This window comes from Noviherbaspirillum suwonense, assembly GCF_900182955.1.
GTDB lineage: Bacteria > Pseudomonadota > Gammaproteobacteria > Burkholderiales > Burkholderiaceae_D > Noviherbaspirillum_A > Noviherbaspirillum_A suwonense.
In genome coordinates this window covers 72,857-94,939 of record NZ_FXUL01000017.1, presented here as the reverse complement: position 1 = coordinate 94,939, position 22,083 = coordinate 72,857, and the positions used below count along the sequence as shown (strand labels likewise).

28 protein-coding genes are annotated in these 22,083 nt (G+C 61.1%); 1 reads left to right on the top strand and 27 read right to left on the bottom strand.

Annotated elements, in window-relative coordinates; genetic code table 11:
- Positions 1 to 51 precede the first annotated feature (51 nt).
- From QOL82_RS19680 to QOL82_RS19610, 15 genes are all read right to left on the bottom strand, one after another.
- Positions 52 to 672, bottom strand: a complete 621-nt coding sequence (locus QOL82_RS19680) for a hypothetical protein (RefSeq protein WP_283444010.1) — start codon at positions 670 to 672, stop codon at positions 52 to 54.
- On the bottom strand, positions 669 to 4,514 hold the full coding sequence (locus tag QOL82_RS19675) for a phage tail protein (protein WP_283444009.1): 3,846 nt from the start codon (positions 4,512 to 4,514) through the stop codon (positions 669 to 671). The genes QOL82_RS19680 and QOL82_RS19675 overlap by 4 nt, the downstream gene beginning before the upstream one ends.
- A complete protein-coding gene (locus QOL82_RS19670) occupies positions 4,511 to 4,906 on the bottom strand; it encodes a DUF6950 family protein (protein ID WP_283444008.1) in 396 nt (131 codons plus the stop codon). The genes QOL82_RS19675 and QOL82_RS19670 overlap by 4 nt, the downstream gene beginning before the upstream one ends.
- A complete protein-coding gene (locus QOL82_RS19665) occupies positions 4,903 to 5,460 on the bottom strand; it encodes a hypothetical protein (RefSeq protein ID WP_283444007.1) in 558 nt (185 codons plus the stop codon). Before QOL82_RS19665 ends, QOL82_RS19670 begins: the two co-directional genes overlap by 4 nt.
- Entirely contained in the window at positions 5,457 to 6,038 is a 582-nt protein-coding gene (locus QOL82_RS19660; protein ID WP_283444006.1) for a hypothetical protein, read from the bottom strand. The genes QOL82_RS19665 and QOL82_RS19660 overlap by 4 nt, the downstream gene beginning before the upstream one ends.
- A complete protein-coding gene (locus QOL82_RS19655) occupies positions 6,038 to 8,419 on the bottom strand; it encodes a phage tail tape measure C-terminal domain-containing protein (RefSeq protein WP_283444005.1) in 2,382 nt (793 codons plus the stop codon). The genes QOL82_RS19660 and QOL82_RS19655 overlap by 1 nt, the downstream gene beginning before the upstream one ends.
- Positions 8,420 to 8,473: 54 nt before the next feature.
- Positions 8,474 to 9,250, bottom strand: a complete 777-nt coding sequence (locus QOL82_RS19650; RefSeq protein ID WP_283444004.1) for a hypothetical protein — start codon at positions 9,248 to 9,250, stop codon at positions 8,474 to 8,476.
- Between the two features lie 74 nt (positions 9,251 to 9,324).
- A complete protein-coding gene (locus QOL82_RS19645) occupies positions 9,325 to 9,963 on the bottom strand; it encodes a phage tail tube protein (RefSeq protein WP_283444003.1) in 639 nt (212 codons plus the stop codon).
- A 57-nt stretch (positions 9,964 to 10,020) separates the two neighbouring features.
- Positions 10,021 to 10,329 (bottom strand): phage tail assembly protein T, encoded by a 309-nt coding sequence (locus tag QOL82_RS19640; protein WP_283444002.1) that lies wholly within the window; start codon positions 10,327 to 10,329, stop codon positions 10,021 to 10,023.
- Between the two features lie 50 nt (positions 10,330 to 10,379).
- The gene (locus QOL82_RS19635; RefSeq protein ID WP_283444001.1) at positions 10,380 to 10,721 is read right to left on the bottom strand and encodes a phage tail assembly chaperone; all 342 of its coding nucleotides are present in this window, start codon (positions 10,719 to 10,721) and stop codon (positions 10,380 to 10,382) included.
- Between the two features lie 4 nt (positions 10,722 to 10,725).
- Positions 10,726 to 11,079, bottom strand: a complete 354-nt coding sequence (locus QOL82_RS19630) for a DUF3168 domain-containing protein (protein WP_283444000.1) — start codon at positions 11,077 to 11,079, stop codon at positions 10,726 to 10,728.
- Positions 11,076 to 11,534: an HK97-gp10 family putative phage morphogenesis protein gene (locus QOL82_RS19625; RefSeq protein WP_283443999.1), complete on the bottom strand. Its 459-nt coding sequence runs from the start codon at positions 11,532 to 11,534 to the stop codon at positions 11,076 to 11,078. Before QOL82_RS19625 ends, QOL82_RS19630 begins: the two co-directional genes overlap by 4 nt.
- Positions 11,527 to 11,853 carry a phage head closure protein gene (locus QOL82_RS19620; protein ID WP_283443998.1) on the bottom strand — a complete coding sequence of 109 codons (327 nt, stop codon included), beginning with the start codon at positions 11,851 to 11,853 and terminating at the stop codon, positions 11,527 to 11,529. The genes QOL82_RS19625 and QOL82_RS19620 overlap by 8 nt, the downstream gene beginning before the upstream one ends.
- Positions 11,850 to 12,398, bottom strand: coding sequence for a head-tail connector protein (locus QOL82_RS19615; RefSeq protein ID WP_283443997.1), 549 nt, complete (start codon positions 12,396 to 12,398; stop codon positions 11,850 to 11,852). The genes QOL82_RS19620 and QOL82_RS19615 overlap by 4 nt, the downstream gene beginning before the upstream one ends.
- Positions 12,395 to 12,676, bottom strand: coding sequence for a hypothetical protein (locus QOL82_RS19610; RefSeq protein WP_283443996.1), 282 nt, complete (start codon positions 12,674 to 12,676; stop codon positions 12,395 to 12,397). The genes QOL82_RS19615 and QOL82_RS19610 overlap by 4 nt, the downstream gene beginning before the upstream one ends.
- A gap of 52 nt (positions 12,677 to 12,728) precedes the next feature.
- On the opposite strand from QOL82_RS19610, the gene QOL82_RS19605 reads away from it, so the two are divergent.
- Complete coding sequence (locus QOL82_RS19605) at positions 12,729 to 13,655, top strand: hypothetical protein (RefSeq protein ID WP_283443995.1); 927 nt, start codon at positions 12,729 to 12,731, stop codon at positions 13,653 to 13,655.
- Positions 13,656 to 14,055: 400 nt separating this feature from the next.
- On the opposite strand, the gene QOL82_RS19600 is transcribed toward QOL82_RS19605, so the two are convergent.
- The 12 genes from QOL82_RS19600 to QOL82_RS19545 all read right to left on the bottom strand — a co-directional run bounded on the left by QOL82_RS19600 (position 14,056) and on the right by QOL82_RS19545 (position 21,930).
- Positions 14,056 to 14,424, bottom strand: coding sequence for a hypothetical protein (locus QOL82_RS19600; protein ID WP_283443994.1), 369 nt, complete (start codon positions 14,422 to 14,424; stop codon positions 14,056 to 14,058).
- Complete coding sequence (locus tag QOL82_RS19595; RefSeq protein ID WP_283443993.1) at positions 14,424 to 14,849, bottom strand: hypothetical protein; 426 nt, start codon at positions 14,847 to 14,849, stop codon at positions 14,424 to 14,426. Before QOL82_RS19595 ends, QOL82_RS19600 begins: the two co-directional genes overlap by 1 nt.
- 1 nt (position 14,850) lies before the next feature.
- Complete coding sequence (locus QOL82_RS19590; RefSeq protein WP_283443992.1) at positions 14,851 to 15,288, bottom strand: FHA domain-containing protein; 438 nt, start codon at positions 15,286 to 15,288, stop codon at positions 14,851 to 14,853.
- A gap of 2 nt (positions 15,289 to 15,290) precedes the next feature.
- The gene (locus tag QOL82_RS19585) at positions 15,291 to 15,491 is read right to left on the bottom strand and encodes a hypothetical protein (protein WP_283443991.1); all 201 of its coding nucleotides are present in this window, start codon (positions 15,489 to 15,491) and stop codon (positions 15,291 to 15,293) included.
- Entirely contained in the window at positions 15,488 to 15,718 is a 231-nt protein-coding gene (locus QOL82_RS19580; RefSeq protein ID WP_283443990.1) for a DUF7302 family protein, read from the bottom strand. The genes QOL82_RS19585 and QOL82_RS19580 overlap by 4 nt, the downstream gene beginning before the upstream one ends.
- A 44-nt stretch (positions 15,719 to 15,762) precedes the next feature.
- The gene (locus QOL82_RS19575; RefSeq protein ID WP_283443989.1) at positions 15,763 to 16,215 is read right to left on the bottom strand and encodes a hypothetical protein; all 453 of its coding nucleotides are present in this window, start codon (positions 16,213 to 16,215) and stop codon (positions 15,763 to 15,765) included.
- A gap of 355 nt (positions 16,216 to 16,570) precedes the next feature.
- Positions 16,571 to 17,884 carry a phage major capsid protein gene (locus QOL82_RS19570; protein WP_283443988.1) on the bottom strand — a complete coding sequence of 438 codons (1,314 nt, stop codon included), beginning with the start codon at positions 17,882 to 17,884 and terminating at the stop codon, positions 16,571 to 16,573.
- Positions 17,885 to 17,918: 34 nt separating this feature from the next.
- On the bottom strand, positions 17,919 to 18,605 hold the full coding sequence (locus QOL82_RS19565) for an HK97 family phage prohead protease (protein WP_283443987.1): 687 nt from the start codon (positions 18,603 to 18,605) through the stop codon (positions 17,919 to 17,921).
- Positions 18,602 to 19,882 carry a phage portal protein gene (locus QOL82_RS19560; RefSeq protein WP_283443986.1) on the bottom strand — a complete coding sequence of 427 codons (1,281 nt, stop codon included), beginning with the start codon at positions 19,880 to 19,882 and terminating at the stop codon, positions 18,602 to 18,604. The genes QOL82_RS19565 and QOL82_RS19560 overlap by 4 nt, the downstream gene beginning before the upstream one ends.
- Entirely contained in the window at positions 19,872 to 20,045 is a 174-nt protein-coding gene (locus tag QOL82_RS19555; protein ID WP_283443985.1) for a hypothetical protein, read from the bottom strand. The genes QOL82_RS19560 and QOL82_RS19555 overlap by 11 nt, the downstream gene beginning before the upstream one ends.
- Positions 20,042 to 21,730 carry a terminase large subunit gene (locus QOL82_RS19550; RefSeq protein WP_283443984.1) on the bottom strand — a complete coding sequence of 563 codons (1,689 nt, stop codon included), beginning with the start codon at positions 21,728 to 21,730 and terminating at the stop codon, positions 20,042 to 20,044. The genes QOL82_RS19555 and QOL82_RS19550 overlap by 4 nt, the downstream gene beginning before the upstream one ends.
- On the bottom strand, positions 21,730 to 21,930 hold the full coding sequence (locus QOL82_RS19545) for a hypothetical protein (protein ID WP_283443983.1): 201 nt from the start codon (positions 21,928 to 21,930) through the stop codon (positions 21,730 to 21,732). Before QOL82_RS19545 ends, QOL82_RS19550 begins: the two co-directional genes overlap by 1 nt.
- Positions 21,931 to 22,083 lie beyond the last annotated feature (153 nt).

Genomic DNA, 22,083 nt, shown 5'->3' with positions numbered 1-22,083 from the left:
TTAAATGGAAAAAGCCCGCACGCGGCGGGCCTGGGTGGTATGGCTGGATGACTACTCGGCGGGGAAAATATCTGCTACGACCTGAGCGACTTCCTCTGGCGTGGTCGCGGCATTGATTCGGTCTTCTGCATGCTGTCGCGCACCGATCAGCGCACCGGATGCGGCAGCGAACAGATCGGCTTTTTCGATGACCTTTTCAACCAGCAGCGCGAACGGCACACCACGCGCGGCAGAGATAGCGGACAGCAGTGGCGTCGGTGCGGCATGGTCGGCTGTCCAGGCGCGTGCTTCTGACTCCTGCTTGCCCCAACTTGCAACCTCATCTGCCGGATATGTGGCCCGCACGTCGGAGAGTTTGGCGGAGTAGTACGCATACACTTCTCGCAATGCGTCGTCCTTGGCCGTCCACAGCCTTTCGGCGGAATTTGCCACATATACCCACCGCCGACTCGCTGAGTCCCACTGATAGGATGCCCCAGGTTGTGGCGGCTGATAATCCACAACATTGCCGGTCGACAGATCAACACGCTGCGAGAGGTGATCGTACTCGCCCAATAGATATGTGGACTCAGGACTAAGGCTCACCATGTCCAGCAATCCATTCGGCAGCCCAATATATCGCCGCCCCGTCAGCAGCCCAGTTGATTGATTGTATTCGCTAAAGACCATCATCGTTTTACGACCTCCAAGCGAAGGGATGACCACTGCGGATGCAAGTAAATATTGCGCTGCGCGCTGCTTGCTCCGCCTGCGCCCGTTAAATAGAAAACGGCATACCCGCCTTTTTGCATGGTGTAGGTTCGAGATCCAGAGCGAGTCCCGGAAATGCTCTGACCTGCCGGCGCGTCGTACTCGACGTATGATTTTGACCCGGCGTACGGATCGTTTGCGCCGTTCGGCTCCCCGCCAAGCTGGATAAACGGGTCGCTATAGACAATCACCGTGCCGCCACTTGTGCCATTCCCGGTATTTTCGATAAGGTACTTCACCTGCCAAAATACAGTGACCGTGCAATCGACAGCGGCGGTATAGGGAATGGAGTTGATTGCCGTTTGGCCGTTCGCCGGATTCTGCGTGCATCTGCCCGTGTCCAGAGTGTCAGTTACCCGAACAGTAGTTGCCGCCTCTGCGGCAACTTGGGCGCTGTCGACAGAGCCTCCCGCCAGGCTGCCGCCGTGCAGTTGATCGTAAGTAAATTCAATCCACGGCGTCGCTGTTTGACGCGTCACGCCCTGGCGCGCGATACACAACATGGCCTTGTTCCAAAAGGCGTAACTCTCCTTATTGAGCCCGCCAGAATCAGGAAACGTGCCATGTTTGATAAGGACGATGCGCGCAAATGCCGCATCGGACGGCGCTGTGATCGTGCCCCATAGCTGATACATGCCGGCATTTGGCGCAGTATAGCCGCCGAGTCCGGCGTCGCCCGTTGATCCCGCGCCGGCGGCGAATACCCCGTCAACTCTGGAGCTTGTCGCCACTGTTGACCGCTGATATTGCCCATTGCCATCTTGCGTGCTCTTGAACCACTCAATGGTCATTTCAACCTGGCATTGATGCGGATTGACGAACACCGAAGCCTCATAAATAACGCCGGCGGTAACGGGTGCCATAAAGCGCCCGCCGGGTCCGTCGCTCGTATAGATTGAGGCGGTCGGCGCATCGCTGCGTGGTTGCGCAACGCCACTGGCATTCGCCACCGTCGTGGAATGCCATAGCCAGGCTCCGCCTCGCCCGATATTCCATGGCGTGCGATTCCGGCCCATACCGGCTGGACGCGCCGCACCAGCATACGACCCGTTATCGCTGGTCGTCAGCGTCCATCCGTACAGGCACGCCTCTCCGCTGCTGGTGCCATTGGACATTTGCCAATCGCTGTTTGGGATGAGATTGACCGACGCCTCATAACTGACTGGCTCCTTGCCGATCGTCGCGTCGTTGATCATCGCAGGCGTGGAGGATTCGACGCGGCTTGCATTGACCGCAACGATGCCGAAATCATAAAAACCAGCAACCGGGTCGGCGATCTGCAACGGCGACTGCGACAGCAGGCCATTGTGTAGCGGCGTCATGTCTGCCCACGCGGCATTGCTGCCGCCCGGACGATACTTGAGCCGATAGCCACCACCTGTCGTTACGTTCACCGGCTGATTGCTTGTCGACCAGCTAAATGACCGGGTTCCATCTGCGCGCACGGTAACGGTGAAGTTCGACACATTCGGTGGTGCCCCAGTGTTGCCGATGATCTTGTGCTTGGCGTAGACCCAATCCGTTTCAATGTCGCGGCTGTTCACCGCGCGCACGCGCACGTAGTACGTTTCCGTGTCGACAACCGGACTGATCCATGTCTCGTTAAAGGCGCCGCTTACCTTGTCCCACGGCGTCCAGAACGTCTCGGATGCCTTCTTGTACTGCACCTGGAACTCGCCGCCGTTGACCACGCTTGCATCAGTCGACGCCGGCCAGATCACATGCAGCCGGCTGACAATCGTGCCGTCGCCCGTGCGCACCAGCTCTGAACTGTCGGAGTACAGCGTAAGCGCACCGACCGGCGTGATGTAGGACGGGTCGGGCAGATCCGTGTCCTTTGACAGGTCCGTCGTCGTCGCTTGACCGTAGTTCCAGTCATACACGCCCGTTGCATCCTCCTGCAGCACCAGGTCAATGGTGCCGTTGCTCTCCATGCTCCAGGCGATGACGCGGAACACTTTCGCATTCCAGCCGAACTTCGCCAGCGTGACCGGCACCAGATCGCCCACCGACAGGCGGAAGCAGCTCGGCTTGCCGGGCCAGTCGATCGTGATGCCCTGGCGGCTGCGCTCCAGCATGATCTTCGCCAGTCGCTGCGCCATGATCTCGTCGGTCGTGAACGGGAACGTCACGTCGCGCCGGATCTTTTCGCCGGCATCCTGCGATTGATAGAAGCTGTTGGCGACCTCCGGGAAGTCTGTCGGCTGCCAGGAGATACGGCCGTCGACGTAGGTTCCGCCAACCGCATTGAACAGATCGCGCCGGGACGTGCGTGGGCGCACCTTGACTGCCGCGCGAAGGTCCGACTCCGTGAGCGCCTGCGCCACCGGCGTGCCGTAGTAGCCGACAGGGATCTGGAAGCGGCCGGACACCAACAAGGGCACCGGGCCGCCGCCCGCCGTCGACAGGCTGCGCAGGTTCTCCTCCACATCGTGATCCAGCAGCAGCGTGCCGTGCGCCTCATAGCGATACTGCTGGTACGGCAAACCTTCAGCAATCACTCGACCATCATATTGATCTCGAATATTGACCACTTCGTCGCAAATGTTTGCGGCGACCTTGATCTGCTCCAGGTCAAGGTCGGCATCTGTGCAGCCCAGCCCATCTGCTGATTTCAGGTAATCCATCGCGCATAGCGCATAGTTCGCCTTCCATGTCGGCGCGTCGTTGGGGTAGCTGCCGCTGCGAGGATCTCGCACTTTTTTGCCGCGCACCATCGCCTTGACGTTCGGTATGCCGTTCGGGAAAACTTTTGTGTTGTAGAGCAGCCGGATGTACAGGTAGGCGACGCCCTGTAGGCGGTGCGCTGCAGTCCACTGCGCCGGACAGGATGCGATAAGCGCCGTATTGGCAGTTTGCGACGGGCTGCCTAGATGCGCATAGCAATCCACATAGGACGCGGGAGTCCCCTTTGATAGGAAGGTGATCGCCATGTTGCGCGACCTGTTGACGGCCGGCGTCGTGACCGTGGTGGCATTGACGAATGTAAATGCGGTGTCGATGCTGGCGGTGCCGCCGTTTGGCAGGATCGGGTTGCCAAAGGCGTCCACACCACCTTCGCCGCCGCTTGGCGCAGCCGCTGGCGTAGCGCCGACTTCTGCCAGTCCGAGAATCGACGTTGCACCCAGGCCGCCCAAGGTGATGCCAGTCGAATTTGCCGGCACCGTGAACGTCGTCGTGATGGCATCTCCCTGATTGATGAGGTTGCCGAACTTGCCGCCGGTCGGCTTGTTGTTGACCATCGTGGAGAAGCCGATGGGGTCATCCCCCAGGTACACTTCCTCAACGCCGTCAATCTCGTGGTTCGCCAGCATGACCACCAGGTGCAGGAAAGCATTCTCGCCGCCCTTGATCGTGGTGCCGCCAACGCCATTCGTTCCGTCGCCGCGGTTGGACGTGCCAATAAACGCGAGCGGGCCGGACACCATGCAGCGTCCGTAGACCATGTTGCGCGGCGCGACGGACGAGCGGACCATGTGCGTGCGGTTCGACAGCGCATTGCTGCTGTAGCCGCCCGTCGATGGCTGCGTGATCGCGCCGACCGCATACGACAGCGCGGACGACACGGCGAACGACACCACAGCCGCGGCAATGGCAATAGCCGTGTCATAGCCGACAAAATACATCAGCGCCGTGGCGATGCTGCCCGTGACCGGCTCGGCCTGCAGGTTGCCCGATGCCGTCGCCAGCGCAGCGAAGGTCACGCACGTCGCCAGCAGCTTCTTGAATTTGCGTCGCTGCCGCTTTGGCAATTTCGGGATCATGCAGTTCTCCACGCCTTGACGGCGGCATTGTTTGGAACGAAGGTCACACCATCCGGCCCCTGGCCGGCGATGACGTTGCCTAGGTGGACGGCCAGCACATCGCGCCCATCCATGTCCAGCATCACCACGTCGCCGCGCTGCGCATAGCCCGGCTCTACTTCCTCGAACGGGACCAGTGCCGGCACGCCGCCAGCCGCCTCGATGTGCGCCAGGGCGCCGCGGGCATCGCTATAGGTGCCGCGCCACTGCGCTGCAAAGTCGGTCCCGGTGATGGCCTGCACCGCGTCGGCGGCGAACAGGCAGCAGTCGGACCGCCCCCAGGAGAAGGGAGTTTCGCGGCGGCTTTCGATGAAGTCGACCAAGAGCGACGGCCAGTTTTCGATGCGGTTCATGCGCGGCCCCAGATCACTTGTGCTTCGATGAGCGAATTGACATACTGCAGCCCCAGGTCGCCTGGATACCGCAGCTGCTGCTCGGCGTCGGTGTAACGCGACACGCGCGGGCGGAAGAAGTCGATCAGCTTTCCCTCTGCGGTCAGCGTGAGGGTGGCCCGCTCGCCAACCTCGATATCCATCGTGTCGATGCGGCCGGAAAAGATGCGGATCGGCGTGCCGATCAGCTGCCCGGTGTCGGGATTGAGCGGGCAGAACCATATCTGGCACGGCTTGCCCTGGTACTGCTCGCCCAGCGCGGTGGAAATGAGCGACGGCGCGATGCCCGACAGCGACAGCGACACGCCCTGCGCCTGCAGGTCCACGTTCTCGCCGATCGACGAGATGGCGCCGAGCGTGCCGGTGCCGATCCAGTTAAAGCCGTTCCAGCTGAAGTTGTAGGGCAGGGTCGACAGGCGCAGCGTGGTCGTGAAGTCCAGTTGCACGAAGGCGATGCCCTCGATGTGGCTGGCCGCCAGCGCCGCGGACTGGTTCGCATCAAGCGGGTGTGTCATTGAAAGACTTCCATCATGGAGATCGTGATGTTTTCGTAGAGCGGGCCGGGCACGCGCGTGACGCCGTATTCATCCTGCGCGAGCATCATCTGCACGGTCGGCTGGGTAAAGACGACGTTCGATCCGCTGGTCGGCGAGGCGCGCAGCATGGGCGAAAATGCCAGCGTGGCCTGGCCGGTGCCGTTCGCCACGGTCGACGCGGTGATCATCTTCAGTTCGCCATTGACGGAGAAGAAGTCACCCGCAGCAAAGACACGGTTGGCGGCGCAGTTGATGTTGAGCGTCGAGCCGACCTGGCTGGCGCCGTTGACCGTGGCGGTGGCGCCGGTGCCGGGCCGGTGATGCGGATAGATGTTCGTGCGGTTCGACATGCCATCCATGCCGGCCAGCCAGCCGTCCAGCGTGGCGCCCTGCGACAGGTTCATGCTCTCGAACTCCAGCGTCACCTTCCAGCGGCTGCCGGGGCGGCCGCTGGTCTGGGTTGTGCCGTTGAGCGGCGACGTGAATGCCTCGGTGATGGACTTCAGCCCCCAGGTCGCACGGGTCGGGATAATCGACGGGAAAGTGAGAATCGCCATTAAGCCCTCGAATATGCGTTGCGGCTGCGCTGCATTTCGCGCGTGATTTCAGCCTTGGTCTCTGCCTTTGTCCGCTGCATGATCTGAGCAATCGCACCTTGGTCGGTCCGGCTGTCGATGTGGTTGGTCTGGTGGATGATGATGCTAGGCATGGAGCTGCTGCCGCCTTGCAGAGCCTCATTAGGGATGATCGTGCCGGACGATGGCGCTTTGAACACCTCCGGTCCGCGCTCACCAACTATGTAGCTGCTGCCACCGTTTACAGGACCGCCATCCGCCCGCGCCCCGGCAATGTTGGCGAACAGGGAGCCGATGATGCCGCCGCCTGCCGTGCCGCCAGAACCGGCCAGCGCAACAACCAGATTCTTCGCCTGGATGCGCACCAGGTCGGCCAGGATCGATTTCGCCAGGTCGCCGAAGGCAAACTTGCCGGTCATCGCAAAAGTCACCAGCGCATCCTCTGCGCCGCGGAACGCATTGGTCATCGCGCTGCCGATCTGCTGGCCTACGTTCTGCGCTTCCTCACCGTACCGGCGCAGGGATTCGGTCAGGTTGAAGTACGGATCTTTGGCCTTCTTGTCGCCGGCGTCGTAAATCTCGTTGCTGCGCTTGATGGCAGCAGCCGCCTGCTTGCGGTAGCCGTCCAGGGATTCATCCGAGACATCGCCCTTTTCCTTGGCGCGGCGGATCTGCTCCTCGACATCCAGCAGGATGCGACGCGCGGCGATCAGCTTGGCGATTTCCACCTGTGACATGCCCATCATGTCGACCTCGGCCTGCATCTGGTCCAGGCTCTGCGACTGTTGCCGGTTCCAGTCATCCATGACCTTCTTCAGTTCGCTCTGCGCGCGCGTCTGCTCCAGGGTCGCCATGACGGTCTTCTGGCTGGCGTCCTGGATGGCCTTGTCCTTCTTGCCGCGCACTTCCTCGATCTTCAGGTCAGCGTCGGCCCTTTCCTTGAGCTTGTCGGTCTTGGCTTTGTATGCCTGCAGGACCGCAATCTCCTTGTCGTACGCGGAAACGGCAGAGGCCAGGTCCGCATCGCGCGATGCCTGCTTTTCGGCGTCATACGTCTTGTAGTCGATCAGATCCTGGCTGCGCAGCTCGCTGATGTAATCGTCGTGGAACTTGATGGCGTCCCGCTCGGCGGCCAGGGCATTTTCGATTTGTTTTACCGCGAGGTCGCGCTGCTTGCGGGCCGGGTCATCGGTAGCGCCAGCCGCGCCGGCGGCTTTCGGGCTTGTGTAGGGCAAATCCTTTTTCCCGCTTTTAAAGCCAAGCGCGTTCATCATGGCGGAATCTCGTGAATCCTCTTCCTTGGATCTGGCGCGGTCTGGGCGGCCGGCGATTTCTTCCGTCACTCGCTGCATCATCGTTTTCTTCTGCATAAAAGAATCGAAGTTGGCTTGCAGCTCCTTCCCGGTGGCGCCGAATGCCGCGCTGGCGCCGCTGAAATCTCCCTTCACCGCCAGGGCTACGCTGGAGAGGACGCCCGCGATGGTGGATCCGGTCATCTGGATGATTGAAATGGCGCGAGTGAAACTGTCCACCATGTAGGCGGCAGCTTTCGCGCCAAGGTCCGCCCACTTTGTAATAGAGTCGTCTGCGAAAAGCTTTTTCCCCTCCTCTTTCGAGTCGAGCAACGCCTTTGTGAAGTCAAGCATGGCCGGCAAGGCAGCCCCGACGATAGACTGCACAAGCTCGGTGTGGCGACCTCTCAACAGGCCGAGCTGATCTTGATATGCCGCCGCGCTGGCCGCCGCCTCAGAAGAAATTCCTTTGAATCGGTCGATGTTATCCGCCACGTCATTCATGTATGGCAGCAGATTGGCGGCCGACTTTCCAAGCACGTCTATGACGAGGGCTGTCTTGGATGCGCCGTCTTTGTACTCTTGGAGCTTGCGCGCCACCTGGACAAAGACCTCGCCTGGATCTTGCGACTTGAGGTCTTTGGTCGAAATGCCGATCGCTTCCAGCCCGGCCTTGACCTTGCTGCCTTCCTCGTCGACGCCGTTCATGCCCTTAGCCAGCTTCACCAGTGCGGCATCCACTTCGCCGAAATCTTGCCCGAACGTCACCGCGACCTTCGACAGCTTCGACAGGCCCTCGACCGAGGCGCCAGTCTTCTGCGTCATGTCGTCCAGCTTTGCGAATGAGTCGATGGTGCTGTTGATTGCGGTCGTGACAGCGCTCAACCCATTGGCAGCCAGTCCTGCGACAAGCCCGGCTGCCAAGCCCTTGATCGCAGTCTTTGCCAGGTCGGCGCCGGCCGCCATCTTGTTCATGGCCTGCTCGGTGATGTAAGCCGATTTGGTCATTTCCGATTGGAACTTGGCCATATTGGCTTCCAATTCGACCGTCAGTTTTCCGAGTGATGCCATGTTTTTCCCATAAAAAAACCCGCTCGTAAGCGGGCTAAGTTGGTTTGGTTTTATTTAAACCCCAGGGCCATTCTTTTCTTTTTTATCTTTCGCAAGTTTTGCAAAATATACGAAATGGGTTTTTAAGTAAAAGAAGGTCAGCCCAGTCTCTATATCGAGAGCTCTCTGTAGTACTTTTATTTGGCCTGTAGCGTTCTCCCATACCACAGTGTTATTTTCAAACGTGGCTCCCATTCGGTTTTGCACGGTGCCATTTTCCGATTCTGCCGGCGGCCCGAATTTTGTCGTAAGCGCATCAACGAGTTCTTGGTGCCTATTGGCGCGCGTTTCAAGCTCAATAGAAAATAATTTCGGCTCTTCACCAGGCAGCGCGATAAACCTAAATCGATAATCTTTAACTCCTGCCCCAGCGGCATATAGCGGCGATTTCCTGGCAGACGTGGAATAGGATTCTTCACGGATCACCCAGGCGCACTCCGTTACGCCAATATCTTTATCTCGCACAAATAGCTTTACGGTATCTGCCGCGCCTTCGTCATTTGTGCACTCAGCTTTGGATGAAACAACTTGCTGTCTCATCCCCGGGATTTGAATTGGCGCAGATGGTACGGCTTCTTTGGGGATTTCAGCGGCTTTGAATTCCGCCTGCGTCATGCCGAGCTTAATGCCACGGAAATCGAAAATCTCACCGTACGCCGGCGCCTTTTTTTCCGATGCAGTTTCAACCGCTTTCGCCGATCTTTTGCCTTGGACTTTTTGCACTTCTGCTTGTCCATTAGCGGAGACAAAGGCCGCAACTACAAAAATCGATAGTGCCAGTCGTGGAAACATTTCCCCTCCAATGTTATTGAAAGGAAATAATGACAGGTAAACCCCGCCAGGTAAACGACGGGGCCGACGATGGATTACGCGACGACGACCGCTCCGCTCACGGTGATGGAAACCGAGCCCGAGTGTACGCCATCCACGCCGCCCTGCTCTGGCATGGACTTGACGAAGCCCGAGAACGAAGCCGCCTTGCCGTTAGGGTAAGCAACCCGGAAGTTCTTGATCGAGCCGGCCGCCTTCGCAGCGCGCAGGGCGTTCTGGCCAGCATCGCTGAAGTCCGGGTTGATGTCGAAACTGAACGAGCCGAAGTCCTGCAGGCCGAGGCGCTTTTCCTTGGCGATGCTGGACAGGTTCGTCACGTCGATCTCGGATGCGGACCCGTCGAAGCCGCTGTACGACTTCACGTTGGCGATGGGCGCCCAGTTCAATGGCGTTGCGGTGCCGCCGGACGTGTAGGCCAGGCCGGTGGCATCCGAGCCGAACAGCGCGTACGCATTCGGGGTCGAGTTCGAGACGACGAAGGACTGGCCGTTGAGCACGGACATGGTGCCGACGATGCCGGACAGCGTGACGACGTCGCCGTTCACGAAGCCGTGGCCCGAATCGGTGACGATGGCCGGGCTGGTGGCAGAAATGCTGGTGAGCGGGTTCGCGGCGCCGGCGGTGGTGCCGACGCTGATGACGGTGCCTTGCGAGGAAAATGCGGTAGACGGCATGGTGATGGTCCTTAAAAGAAAAACCCGCATCAGCGGGCGGGTTGAGATGTGGTGCTTTCACGCTCGGAGGACGCTGCCGCCGAACATCGCGTTGATCATTGCTTCGGTCTGCTGCTCCGGGTCTTCCAGCAGAATTGCCGTTTCGCCCTTCGGCCTCCGGTTGTCCTCATGCCAGGGCACGAAGTCCGAAACTTCGTATGGCTCCCGGCGCTGCTTCGCGTCCCGGTTGATGTTGGCCAGGGTCGAAACCGCAATGCCGTGCCGGATGTCGGCGATCTGCTCGCCGAATGGCTCCAGCGAGTAATAGGCCATCCATTCGTTGAACTCGGCGCTGTCGATTTCCCGTTGCGCCTGGCGTACTGACATGCCCAGCTGTAGCGCGAGCCGGAACCAGAACTTTCGCTCCGGCCGCGCTTTTAGTTTTTTGCGGCTTCTTCCTGTGCCGCGGCGGTCATGCCGTTGATGCGCATGGCTTCCTGCGCCAGCTTGTCCAGCACAGCGGCCGACTTGCCGCGCAGCGCCTCGACTTCCTGCAGCGTAAACAGCAGCGCACCGTGCTCGTCGGCCAGGGTCAGCGCCAGCAGTGATGCTTCGAACTTGCCGACCGGCGCTTGGCCGCCCTCGATAGCCGCGCGGAATGCGTCGCGCTCGGCGCCGGACATGGCCCGGATATGCACTTCGCCGCCCCACGCTTCGACTGGGACGATTTCGCTGGTGAAGTCTTTTGCGGACAGGATTTGTTCTTTGCTGAGTGCCATAGTTTTAGTTGTGCCAGGTTGAAATATCGATCATCACGCGATGCAGATTCACACCGTCCTCAAAAAAGTCCTGCTCGGAATTCGTTACGTTCTGGACGGGCCAGTCGCGCAGCGCGTCTTTGATTGCCTGCGCCTTGGCCTGAGCCTCGCCATAGAGGGTTGCATACACGTCTATCTGCAGCCGGGTGTTGATCAGCGGATTGTTCCCACCATTGCCGGCGAGAACGTTCTCTGGCACGGCAGAAACGCGCTGGTAGACGATGTACGGCTGGACTGGGGCTCGCGCGGAGACTGGGTAGATCTGATCTGCTGCGACAATCCCAGTCAGTAGCGCGTGCAAGTCGGATTGGATGCTCATTTTTTAGACAGTTCGGTTGCTTCTTTTTGAATGCGAGCGTCCAGCTTCTCGCGCATCGCATCGATGGCAGCTTCCTTCTTTGCTTGGAAGGCCGGGCGCATAAAAGGCTGTGCAGCCATCTTGGCGGTACCATATTCGACGAAGCGCCAGTAAAAACTGTCCCGTTGCACGTTCCGCTTCTTACCGGCCAGCCGGGACTTTTTGCCGCTGCGCACATAGACCGAATAGGTGGCCACCATTGGCCCGCCCTTGGCGTCCCGCTCGCGCTTGATCATGATGTCTCGCTTCATTTCGCCGGTGTCGACAGGTGCGCGCAACTTGGCTTCGTCGCGCACCACGGCGGCGGCTGATGAGACGGCAGAGCGCAACGCATTCTTTGCGACCCGCTCGGGCAGCTCGCGCATGGCAGCGGCCAGCTCCTTGAAGCCGTCGAGCTTCAGGAAGGAGTCAGCCATTGCTTACGCCTTTTTTGCACATCAGTTCCAGCGTGCCTTCCTGCGTTTCAAGGACGGCTTCGATGTCGTAATTCGTGTCATTCCAGACAACGCGCATAGTGGGAACGATGCCGTCGCGCTGGCGAATCGTCACCTTGGTCTGCACTGAGTTCTGCGTGGCCTGAGCTGCGACGTACTGACGGCCGGAAATATCCTCCACGGCAGCGCGCACCGATACGACGTCGGTCCAATTGGCGTCGACTTCCTGTCCGTACTCATCCCGGCCCGGGCCGCGTTGCTGCAGCATGACCCGGTGTTTCAGCTTCGCCCCGAGGCTCATCGATAGCTCCGCAGGCCGTCCAGCTTCCGCGCGCAATACTCGATCGCGATCGCATTGCGCGGGTCCGGGTCCATTTCCTCGCGCAGTCGCAGAAGGATGAACGAAGAGATAGCCGGGTCGACCTCTTCCGGCGTCTCGGCCATGCCGGCAATCACTTCCACCGTGACCGCGCTGACCGTGTCGAACGTTTCCGGCCATGCCCGGCCATCGCCAGGCACCAGCCACGTTTCGTACTGCTCGCCCACCAGCTTGTAATCGGCAGGATCCAGCGTCTGCATGATGCCGGCCGCGTCGATGAACTTGACCGAGACCACCGAGCGGACCGGGTGCGGGAGCACGATATCGGTCGGAAACCGGTCGCCGATCCACAGCCAGGTCTGGACCATGACCTTCTGGCCGATCCGGTGCTCGATCTCGGCCGTGATGCCGCGCACGAAGGTCTCGATCAGCGGGTCAAGCTCCTCGCCGTCGGCTGCGACCGCGGCGCGCGCGAGTTCCTTCGTGATCGGCATTTCTGTCGACCGCGTCTTCAGTTTTTCAGTCATCGTGTGCGTCTCGTGTTGACCTGGTGCGGCCGGGTCGTGTTCGTGAATGGGCGGGAATAGCCGGGGCCGGCTGGCGCGCGAGCGAATGTCATGCTGCTGGCCGTTACCTGGCCGACGTAGGCATAGGCAACCACGCCAGCAGGCAGCGCAGTCCCGTTCATCTGGATCTGGCCGGACGCAATCGGCTGCCCGATGGTCGCCAGCACCGACACGCCGGCAGGCATTGCCCGCGCGCTGGCCGATACCGTGACGGTCCCAACCGATGCTGCAGCTGCCACGCCCGCGGCTGATGCGTTGCCGTGAACGACCGTGGCGCCGGTGGCCGATGGCGTGCCGACCGAAGCGATGGCCGCGACACCAGCCGGCTGCGCATTGCCAGCGACTGACACGCCGCCGTTTGCCGATGCCGCGCCGACTGCTACAGCCGCCTGGACGCCGCTCGGCGTCGCGCGTGCTGTTCCGTTCGCCGCGGCTGATCCGACCGCACTGGAGGCCGCTACGCCAGCCGCAGCAGCATTGCCGTGGACGACCGTCGCGCCCGATGCGGATACGCTGCCGACCAATGCCGACGCCGAGACACCCGCAGGCGCAACAGACGCCGTGCCGCTGGCTGCCGGTGCGCCGACCGCCGAAGCATCAGATACGCCGGCAGGGGAAGCCGATCCATTGATGACCGTGGCGCCCGATGCGCTGACCGTGCCGACCGAAGCGACCGCAGAGACGCCAGTTGCGGCACTATTCGCCGCGCCGGATGCTGCCGGGATACCCACTGCCGCGGCTGCGCTGACGCCAGCGGGCGACGCCGAGGCGTTGACGACCGTTGATCCTGCTGCCGTAGCCGTTCCGACAGATGCCGATGCCGATACGCCGACAGGTGCTGCGCGACCCTGGCCGGATGCTGTTGCGCTGCCCACTGCCGAGGATGCGGATACGCCAGATAACGTCGCGTTGCCATTGACGACAGCCGGCGCGCTTGCTGCGTACAGCATCGGCGCTTGGCCTTCGAACAGCTGCCAAGGGTTCGCGGATAGCGCGCGCAACTGCGCGGAGGTTGGGACGTTAGCGCCCTGCCATGCGACAACAAGGTGGACCGTCCACATCGTAGCAACTTCGCCGCCGTTTTCGTTGGCCCCAATACAAAACGGATTAGTCCCGGATTGCCATGAGCCACCAAGCCCGACATTTGCGCCGCTATTGGCGAAAACTGCGCGCTCTGTTGCGCTTGTTACGCCGCAAAAAGTGCTTGTTTTGCCTTGAAACGCGCTAAGCGGGCCGTATGCGGCAAATGAAACGCCGCCGAATCCGACCGCGTTGACGTTCGTGCCATCTTCTTGCAGAGGCGTAATTGTGCCGTCTTTACGCACGGCGCTGACATAGCCGCTCCCCGCAGTCGTATCGCGCGTGGCAAGGACCAACCAGGCAATTGACTGCCCGTTTAATATCGTTGTCGAATAGCGCCGCCCCGTTGCTGTTGTCTTGAATCCAATGCCAGCGGCGGTAGCAACTTTTGATCCAGATGCTACAGTGGAAGAATCAACGCCCGTAACAATACCGCGTGTGCTGACGCCAGGAAGCCAAGCGTCAACGATGCCCCGCGTTAGCGGATTGCTGCTATTAAGCCGTACCCGCCCCTGCGGCTGGATGCGTGCTGCTGGCATTACAGCGTCTCAGTTTGCAGCGTTGCTTCTGCGGTCACAGTATTGGTCGTGTGGCCGTACACGCCGACTCGAACATACATGGTGGTGTCATCAGTAGCGATCGGACCACTGTTCACGCTGTTTGTAATAGTGTCGCCGCCGACTGTATATTCGTCGTAGACCGTCGTGCCGTTGTCCGGCGAGGTTTGGACGATCAGCGTTGGCGCGACGCCGGGCGCACTCCCACCATTCGTCAGCTTCCAGCGAACGGTTTGCCGGCCATAGGCGCGGGTATCAACCCATGCGCCGAAAACGGCAGTGGCCTTGCTCAGGCCGGCCACCACGGATTGCGACGCCAGCAGCGTGACGGAAGTTTTTGTGAGCGCCATTACTTCATGCTCCCATCAGGGTTGAACAGCGCTGCTTCCACATCGGCGCGCGAGACAGGATCAGGAATGACGCTCATGGCGATCAGCGAATCCATTTCGGACTGCGGCATGACGCCGGTTGCGACCAGGCCGCCCAGCATCTGCGCGATGATCGGCAGCGTCATGTCCAGGCGCTGATAGCGGGCCTCTGCCACGTCCAAAATGGCAACCGCTGCCTGATATGCAGGATGCTGTGATTGCGCCGCCACAGCCTTGATGGGCCACCACAGGCCGGAGCTTTGCAGGTGCGCCTGCACGTCCTCGATGGGTACGCGCTGAGTCGCAGTCCGTCCAGCAGACACCAGCGCGGCCAGCGCGTCTAGGTCGCGTGCGGCAACCGCATCGGCGCAGTCGGTGCGCGCAAGGATTTCGTCACGCAGGCCCATATCAGCCGATCCGAACCAGGCCGGCAGCCGCGGTCGGCGCAGGCAGCGTGATCGTGAAGGTGCCGTTTGTGCTGGTCACGTCGGTGGGCACACCAGCATTCTGGAACTCGATCACTGCAACCGCTTTGTTCGATCGGCTGGAGTTGTAAATCAGCCCGCCCCTGGCAGTAATAGTCGAGTTCGGGATAGTCGGGTCGGTCGACCAGTCGAGAATGCCGGAGTCGCCGTCCAGCGTCACGCTAAAGCCGGTCAGCACTACGCCGCCCGCGGTATAACCCTGGCCGGTGACTTCGCCGGTTGCGGAGTACGCGGCTGTCGCCTTACTCAGATTTGCCGTGCTCGGGTACAGCGCTATTTTGTACACGTCGGCAGCCGTATGCGGCGTCATGGCGAGTACGTCCTGTTTGAAGCTGTTGCAGATGCCAGGCACGATTGCCATGATTAACCCTCGCTCAACGATTTAGCCTTGGCGACCAGCGCCGCGAATTCCGCTGCGATGCCTTCAGGCAGGTGGATCAGATAGCCTTCGATGCCGGCCAGGGCGATGTTGATGCGCTGCGCGGCCTCGGTTGCCACTTCCTGCTCGTAGCGCCTCACGCGCGCCGCGTCGAGCTCGGCTTCCAGTTGTTCGACGGTCTTCATTTGGCGGCCTTCACTTCTTTGGACGCTGCCTTGTTGGCTGGTGCGGCGGCCATCTTGTTTTCGGGGGCCGGGGCTTTCTTTGCCTCGGACGCCTTTACCTCGTCGGCCAGGCCTCCGGCGACGAATTCCTTGCCCTGGGCGTCGCTTACCTCGACCACGGTGCCGCGCGCGGTTGGCATGACGTCGGTGTCGCCGACCAGCACGTGTTTCAGCAATTTGATATGCATGTCTTTCTCCATGAAAAAAGCCCGCTAGGTGCGGGCTTCGGGGGTTACAGCAAGTGCGTTCGCTGGTCGCTCTTTCGGACGTTATCCGCGGCCCACAGTGGTCTCAAATTGGTTAATGCCCATGCTCGCTTTAGCTCGGGGTCATCCACGCCCGAAAACGTGAAACTGGTCAGGGGCACGATATGGTCTATGTGCCAGGAAGACCTGTTTTCCCAACTCATCCCCTTGAGGAACTGTCGCTCAAGGTGATCCATTAATTCTTTGACGCTGTAGCCAACGATCGACTCCCATTTGCGGCCGGCCTTTTTACCTCTGATCGCATGACCTATTTGAGCGGTGATCCGCTCCGAAATGGCTTTAGCTGGATTTTCGCGGCGGACGCGCTTAGTCCGCTCTCTCTGGTACTGCTGATTCCAGGCGCGATAGGCTGGCAGGTTCGATGATTTGACTAATTCCATACACGGCACGCAGTATTTCTGGCGCTTATGGATTTTCACGCATACAGCCTTGCATTCAAGGCATTCCAGTGCGCTTCCGACCGACACAGCGCCTTTTGCCGCATTTCTCGCACGCCTCCGCTCAAGTTGAGCTGGCTTCGTACAATCTGCGCACCAGTCGTGCGCCCTGTGCTGCTTCTCAGTTTGCTTGCCGCATCTGGCGCATGTGATTTGCACTCCCTTGACCGCGATTGCACCTCGCCTGCGGCCATACTCGCGCATGTAGTCAGCACGTTTCTGTAACTCCGTTTTGGTACAATCCGGCAGCATCTGATGACCCTTCGACGGTCGTTAGTTGTAGAAGCCGGCTAGGATTCCCGTCCTAACCGGCTTTGCTATTTTAACATTGTTGCTTTTATGCTACGAGGCCAAAATCTCCGGCAATAAAGCTGCCTGGCCGTTTGACGGCGAGTGCGATCCTTTCCTCTGCCCTCATAGTGGCAAGGTTCTTCTCGAAGTCGTCGGCGTTCTCGGTGGAGATCAGCACCTCGATGCCCATGCGGTCGTACAGCGTCGCGCCGAAGCGGAATGCGCCGACCAGGAAGGCGTCGACCGGCATTGCTGGGGTGTCGACCACCGGCAGGCCCCACAGACGCGCTTCCACGGTGCCTTGCGGGTTGGCGAACAGGTAAGCGCCGTCGGTGGTCTTCTGCAGCTGGATGCGGGCCCAGTCTTGCTGGCTGAGCACGATGCCGTCGGCCGGGTACAGCGCCAGAGCAGCCTGCAGCATCGCCAGGCGCAGCATGTCCAGCGACGTGGCGCCGGCGATGGTGATCGGCGCGACGTAGGCGGTTGCCTGGGTCATGATGCCAGACAGGTTCTGGCCGGTGCCATTACCGTTGAGCAGTTGCGCTTCCTCGACCAGGCGCAGGCCATAACGCATTTCTGCGTCGACTTCGCCGATCAGCCGCGGCGCATCGTCCATTGCCTGACGGGTGAGCTTGGCCAGGTGGGCGATGGTACGGACCGGCGCGGTCGCGTTCGACCATGCGTAGTCGGAATACGGCTTGGCCGCCGATTCAGCGACCGTCGCCGCGTTGTTGGTGCGGGTGGTCTGCTTCGGATAGTCGACCGAGCTGGTGGCGATGGGCACCACCGGCAGAAGGTCACGCACCGTGAAGCGGCGCTGCGGCAGCGCGACGATCTCGGTCTCGTAGAGAGGGCGGATCAGCGCGCCGGCGGCGGCCGACGTCACCTGCTTGAGCTCCAGGCTGAACGAGCCACGGCCGCCGTTGGACATCATGCTCTTGTACTTCTCGGACTCGACGATCTGCTCGCCGTACGACTTGACGCGCGGCGGCTCGGCATTGCGGGAAACTGCCTTCTGCTCGACTTCGCGCAGCTCGGCTTGCAGGCCGTTGAATTTGACCAGCAGCTCGTCGGCCGTTTCCTTGGCCTTCTGGGACAGGTCGTGACCCTTCTTGGCTTCGGCAAGAGCTTCCTCGCCCTTCTCTTTTACCTGGTCGCTGATCTTGTCGAGTGCTGCCTTGATGGCAGCCGGGTCGTTCACCGCGACTTCGCCGGCAAAGCCGACCAGCGCGAGACCGCCGATGATGTCCGCGTGCTGCGTCATGAAGCCGGAGACGTCGAAGCCGGCCGCCTGCGCGCCGAACGAGACGAGGGCCAGGCCGACCATGACCCAGGAGAAATGTTTTGCTTGGAATTTCATTTGGTGCCTTTCGGGATTGGAAATGGGGGGTGGTTTATTTCAGGCTGAAGGATTTCAGCAGCTGCAATGCATCGCTGGGGTCGCTGCCGGACTCACTCCGACTGAGCAATTCCCTCAGGCCACGGCCAGCGATGACAGTGGCTTGAGATTTCGAAAACCCGCCTGAATCCCTCAGGAAGTCTTCAAATTCGGCAAGGGTCGGCATACGGCCGGCCTTGATGATGTGTTCCATGGACTTGACGACCTCGACCCGGGCCTCGTCGTTGGCCGGGAAGGTCACGATGCTGGTTTCTTGCAGGTCGACCTCGGTGAGCGTGCGGACCTTGTCTTTCTCGTTCCAGCTGTCGGCCTTCACGTAGTAGCCGATCGACAGGCCTGTCACGGCGCCAGCCTTCATCAGCGCCTGGGCCTCCTTTGCCTGGGCGACGTCGTTGACCAGCAGGCGGCCCTCCATGTACAGGCCGGTGCTGTCTTCTTTCACGACCTCGTAGACGCCCAGCGGCTCGCCGCTGCGGTGCTGCCACAGAATCGGGAGCTTGCGGCCACGCTCGGCGCGCGCGTTGATGCTCGCCTTGAACGCGCCGGGCGCCACGATCTCGCCGTAGCTGTCCTTGACGCCGAACACGGAACCGTAGCCCGAAAAAAAGCCGTCTTTTTCGACGGCCTTGATGTCAAAGTTGAAGTCCCGGGTTTGCAGCCCGGATGCGGATTTGCGTTTCATGTTTCATCCTTCTCGTTTAGCCAGCCGAGCAGCGCGGAGCGCGCCGCACTGGCGCCGGTCACCTCGCCCAGCTTCGCCAGGGGAACCAGGTTCGATTGCACGCGCAGCTCGTCGCCGCCCGTCACTGGCGGCAGGTTTTCCAGCGCGCGCACCTCGTTCGATGTCATGTAGCCGTTTTGCAGCGCGGTCGCGTAGAAGGCCGAGCGCGCCGCGGTGTCGCCGCGCAGCAGGCCTTCGACCGAGAACTCGGCGAAGTAGGTCAGGCGCTCGGTCGGCGTCAGCAGCGCGCGGCGGATCTCCTGTTCGATGCCGAGGATGCAGGCGCGCAGCACATAGCGCACGAACAGAGCTCCTTGGGCGTCGGTGCTGGTCGGCCAGCTCGATTGCTTGTCGCCGTGCCCGATCATGACCGGCGGGACCCGGAACCAGCGGCAGATGGTCTCCACCGAGAACGCCCGGCTGGCCAGCAGCTCGGCGTCGACCGGATTGAACTTCAGACTCTGGTAGCCCATGCCTTTTTCAAGCACATAGACGCCGCCGTTCTGCGACACGTCCTCGATGTGGCCGCCAATCTGGGCGCGCTGCTCCTTATTCAGGATCGCGTCGACCTGCACCAGGGCATTCGCCCGGGAGGCGCCGCGGAATGTCTCGTCGCTGGCCTGGTCCGCCGCCAGTGCGCTGCCGATCGCATTGCGGCCGTACTGGATGGCCGACAGGCCGACCTCGCCGTCCAGAGTGAACGACTTCATGTGCATCATGGCGTCACGCGGGATGTCGCGGGTGACCGTGCCGCTCACGTAGGCGTACTGCAGCAGGCCATTGCCGTCGCGTGAGAGCCGCACCTGCGCCGGATTGATGAATTCCAGCGAACTGATGCGGCCGTTGCGCGCGCGGATGATCTCCGTATAGGCATTGCCCCACAAAAGCAGCGATGCAGACACCGCCTGCCAGTAATTCACGGCCGACATGCGGGCGTTTGGCTGGCTGTGCAGCAGCTCGTACAGCGGATGTTCGCCAGCGGACTCCCGTCCACCCTTCGCCGTGCGCTTGTAAAAGCCCAGCGGAAGCGTCGAAACCGCCTCCGAAATGAGCTTCACGCAGGCCCAAACGGTGTCATTTTGAAGCGCGGAGTCGGCGGTAATGGACTTTCCGGACCAGGTTCCGCCGGTATTCCAACCCCATTGCGAAAAAAAGCCGCTTTCCTTGCTGCCGATGGACTTTCGGCCGATGTTTGCCAGGCCGAGGCCCAGAATGCTTGCCAGGGTTTTATTCTGCACGCGTCAGCCCCCGAAAAATGACCAGCGCGAAGCCGATGAACGGGACCGACGCGCACAGCAGCGCCCAGCCCAGGCCGGCGAGCAGGAACACGCCGGCGCCGAGCAGCAGCCAGCCGAGCACGAGCGCCAGCAAGCCAAATGCGTATGGCGGGAGTGATTTCATGATCGCCTTAATATTTTGATCGGGTTCGCCAGGGCCTCCCCGTAGCTTCCGACCGCTTCCGGGTTGAGGCTCATGAGCGAAACTGCGTTGAACATCGCCATCAGGGGGTCAATCTTGGCCGTCCCTGATGCCTGCTTATCGATAGAAACCGCATTTCCATGCGGGACCGTCCTGGCGTTACCCACGCACCAGGTCATCATTGCTTGGCCGGCGTGGATGAGCACACCCTCCGCCAGCTTCCGCTCTGCCACTGTGATCGGACCCACCAGCTTCCAGCCCTGCGTGATCGCGAAGCAGATTTCCTCCGGAATGCCAGCGTCGATCAGCGCTTGGAACATGATCTTGTGCGTCTTCTCCGGATCCAGCCCGACCGAAGCGAGCTTGCCAGAGGCGTAGATCTCAGCGACGACTTCCGCCACCTGTGCCACGTCGCCGGGCAAGGTGTCGATGATCGTCAGGTCGCCATCGTTCTGGAAATCCAGATACTTGCTTTCCTCGCTTTTCCGGCGCTCCAGCGCAATCGGGTGAGCCCAAGCATGCACCCACAGAATCCAGCGCCCGGTCCCCGCCTCCCGGCCGACGGCAGCCAGTCCAAGCAGGTCATCCAGGCCGCCGCCGTCGATGCCGACCGTGATCACCTCCGAACGCTCGATCAATTCCTGCAGCGTGAACGCCGGCCGAGCCTGCTGCTGCCAGAAATCGGCGCCGGTCCAGCGATCGGACCGGAGATTCATGCCGATCTCGACGTTCAGATGCTTTGCCAGGAACTGGTTGAAGGAGCCATCCTTCTTGGCCTGATTCTTTTTGAGCTGGTCTTCCAGCCATTCAGCGCTGACCGAGCGCCCGATATTCGGGTTCGTGATGTAGAAATTCGCCGGATCCAGGTACGCTTTCGACTTGATCATGGCGTCGGGGAACTCATAAATCACGCCCAGTGACTTGCGGTCCTCGATCTTCCCGTCCCGCACGTCCCGGTAGTACTGCAGCTTCTCCTTGAACACGCCCGCCGGCGGCTGATCGCTCTGCGTCGTCAGGAAAATGACCCATCCCTCGTCGCGCGACACCTGGCCGCCGGTCGCCTCCATGAACATGGCATTGGCGTTGGCGCGAGCGCCGAAAAGCCAGTGCTCGTCCACCAGGATGCGGCCCGACTTCTTGCCCGAGACCGTGTCCGTGTCAGCCGCGACCACCTTCAGCGATGCGCGCGTGACGCGGTGCGTAATTGTCCGGATGTGGTCCTGGATGTGGAACAGCGCTGACAGCTCTTCGTCGGCCCGGATCATCCCCGCGGCCGGCTTGAACGAGTTGTCCGCCACCTCCTTGGTCGGCGCCAGGATCAGGTGCTCCTCTTCCTCGCGCCAGCACAGGATGACCGCCGTCAGCATGATGCCGGCCGCGATCGTGGACTTCGTGTTCTTCTTGCTGATGAGCAGGAAGAACTCCCGGATCAGTTGCTTGCCTTCCTCCGCGTCATAGGCGCCGAAGATGGCAGCCACGAAGTCGAACACCCACTGCTCGCTGCACTCGCCGAACGTCGGCTTGCCGGGCAGGTCGACCACGCGCAGTTCCTTGAAGATCGCCAGCGCCTGCTCCGCCTGGTCCGCGAAGATCGGCGGCGGGATGATCGACTTTCCCGCGACCAGCCTGCGCTCCCAGTCCTTGCAGGCCGTCGTCCACTTCTTCATCACACCTTTTTACCGCCGGCGGCAACCAGCTTTGGCGGCGCGGCTGGCGCGAACCGGCTGGCCACCTTCTTCGCCGCGTCCTCGCGCTGCTCTTTCTTGCCGCCCTCGCCCAGCTTCTGGTGGATGAATGGCAGGGCTGCTTGCGCCGCCCGCACTTGCGCCGCGGTCGCCTCGACTTCGCCTTTCCAGACAGCGCGCAAGAAATCCAGCGGGTCCGAATACCCGGTTACCGCTGCTTCCTGCTTCGGTTTCGGCTTTCTGCCGGCGCCTGGTCGAGCGCCACCAGCGTTTTTTCGCGGGCCTCCGCTCTTACCTGCTACGCCTGCCATTTGCTGAATTCCTTTGAAAAGGGA

Excerpts from the sequence above, each read along its gene's own strand:
- QOL82_RS19680 (WP_283444010.1), bottom strand. The coding sequence starts at position 672 with ATGATGGTCTTTAGCGAATACAATCAATCAACTGGGCTGCTGACGGGG.
- QOL82_RS19675 (WP_283444009.1), bottom strand. The coding sequence starts at position 4,514 with ATGATCCCGAAATTGCCAAAGCGGCAGCGACGCAAATTCAAGAAGCTG.
- QOL82_RS19670 (WP_283444008.1), bottom strand. The coding sequence starts at position 4,906 with ATGAACCGCATCGAAAACTGGCCGTCGCTCTTGGTCGACTTCATCGAA.
- QOL82_RS19665 (WP_283444007.1), bottom strand. The coding sequence starts at position 5,460 with ATGACACACCCGCTTGATGCGAACCAGTCCGCGGCGCTGGCGGCCAGC.
- QOL82_RS19660 (WP_283444006.1), bottom strand. The coding sequence starts at position 6,038 with ATGGCGATTCTCACTTTCCCGTCGATTATCCCGACCCGTGCGACCTGG.
- QOL82_RS19655 (WP_283444005.1), bottom strand. The coding sequence starts at position 8,419 with ATGGCATCACTCGGAAAACTGACGGTCGAATTGGAAGCCAATATGGCC.
- QOL82_RS19650 (WP_283444004.1), bottom strand. The coding sequence starts at position 9,250 with ATGTTTCCACGACTGGCACTATCGATTTTTGTAGTTGCGGCCTTTGTC.
- QOL82_RS19645 (WP_283444003.1), bottom strand. The coding sequence starts at position 9,963 with ATGCCGTCTACCGCATTTTCCTCGCAAGGCACCGTCATCAGCGTCGGC.
- QOL82_RS19640 (WP_283444002.1), bottom strand. The coding sequence starts at position 10,329 with ATGTCAGTACGCCAGGCGCAACGGGAAATCGACAGCGCCGAGTTCAAC.
- QOL82_RS19635 (WP_283444001.1), bottom strand. The coding sequence starts at position 10,721 with ATGGCACTCAGCAAAGAACAAATCCTGTCCGCAAAAGACTTCACCAGC.
- QOL82_RS19630 (WP_283444000.1), bottom strand. The coding sequence starts at position 11,079 with ATGAGCATCCAATCCGACTTGCACGCGCTACTGACTGGGATTGTCGCA.
- QOL82_RS19625 (WP_283443999.1), bottom strand. The coding sequence starts at position 11,534 with ATGGCTGACTCCTTCCTGAAGCTCGACGGCTTCAAGGAGCTGGCCGCT.
- QOL82_RS19620 (WP_283443998.1), bottom strand. The coding sequence starts at position 11,853 with ATGAGCCTCGGGGCGAAGCTGAAACACCGGGTCATGCTGCAGCAACGC.
- QOL82_RS19615 (WP_283443997.1), bottom strand. The coding sequence starts at position 12,398 with ATGACTGAAAAACTGAAGACGCGGTCGACAGAAATGCCGATCACGAAG.
- QOL82_RS19600 (WP_283443994.1), bottom strand. The coding sequence starts at position 14,424 with ATGGCGCTCACAAAAACTTCCGTCACGCTGCTGGCGTCGCAATCCGTG.
- QOL82_RS19595 (WP_283443993.1), bottom strand. The coding sequence starts at position 14,849 with ATGGGCCTGCGTGACGAAATCCTTGCGCGCACCGACTGCGCCGATGCG.
- QOL82_RS19590 (WP_283443992.1), bottom strand. The coding sequence starts at position 15,288 with ATGGCAATCGTGCCTGGCATCTGCAACAGCTTCAAACAGGACGTACTC.
- QOL82_RS19585 (WP_283443991.1), bottom strand. The coding sequence starts at position 15,491 with ATGAAGACCGTCGAACAACTGGAAGCCGAGCTCGACGCGGCGCGCGTG.
- QOL82_RS19580 (WP_283443990.1), bottom strand. The coding sequence starts at position 15,718 with ATGCATATCAAATTGCTGAAACACGTGCTGGTCGGCGACACCGACGTC.
- QOL82_RS19570 (WP_283443988.1), bottom strand. The coding sequence starts at position 17,884 with ATGAAATTCCAAGCAAAACATTTCTCCTGGGTCATGGTCGGCCTGGCC.
- QOL82_RS19565 (WP_283443987.1), bottom strand. The coding sequence starts at position 18,605 with ATGAAACGCAAATCCGCATCCGGGCTGCAAACCCGGGACTTCAACTTT.
- QOL82_RS19555 (WP_283443985.1), bottom strand. The coding sequence starts at position 20,045 with ATGAAATCACTCCCGCCATACGCATTTGGCTTGCTGGCGCTCGTGCTC.
- QOL82_RS19550 (WP_283443984.1), bottom strand. The coding sequence starts at position 21,730 with ATGAAGAAGTGGACGACGGCCTGCAAGGACTGGGAGCGCAGGCTGGTC.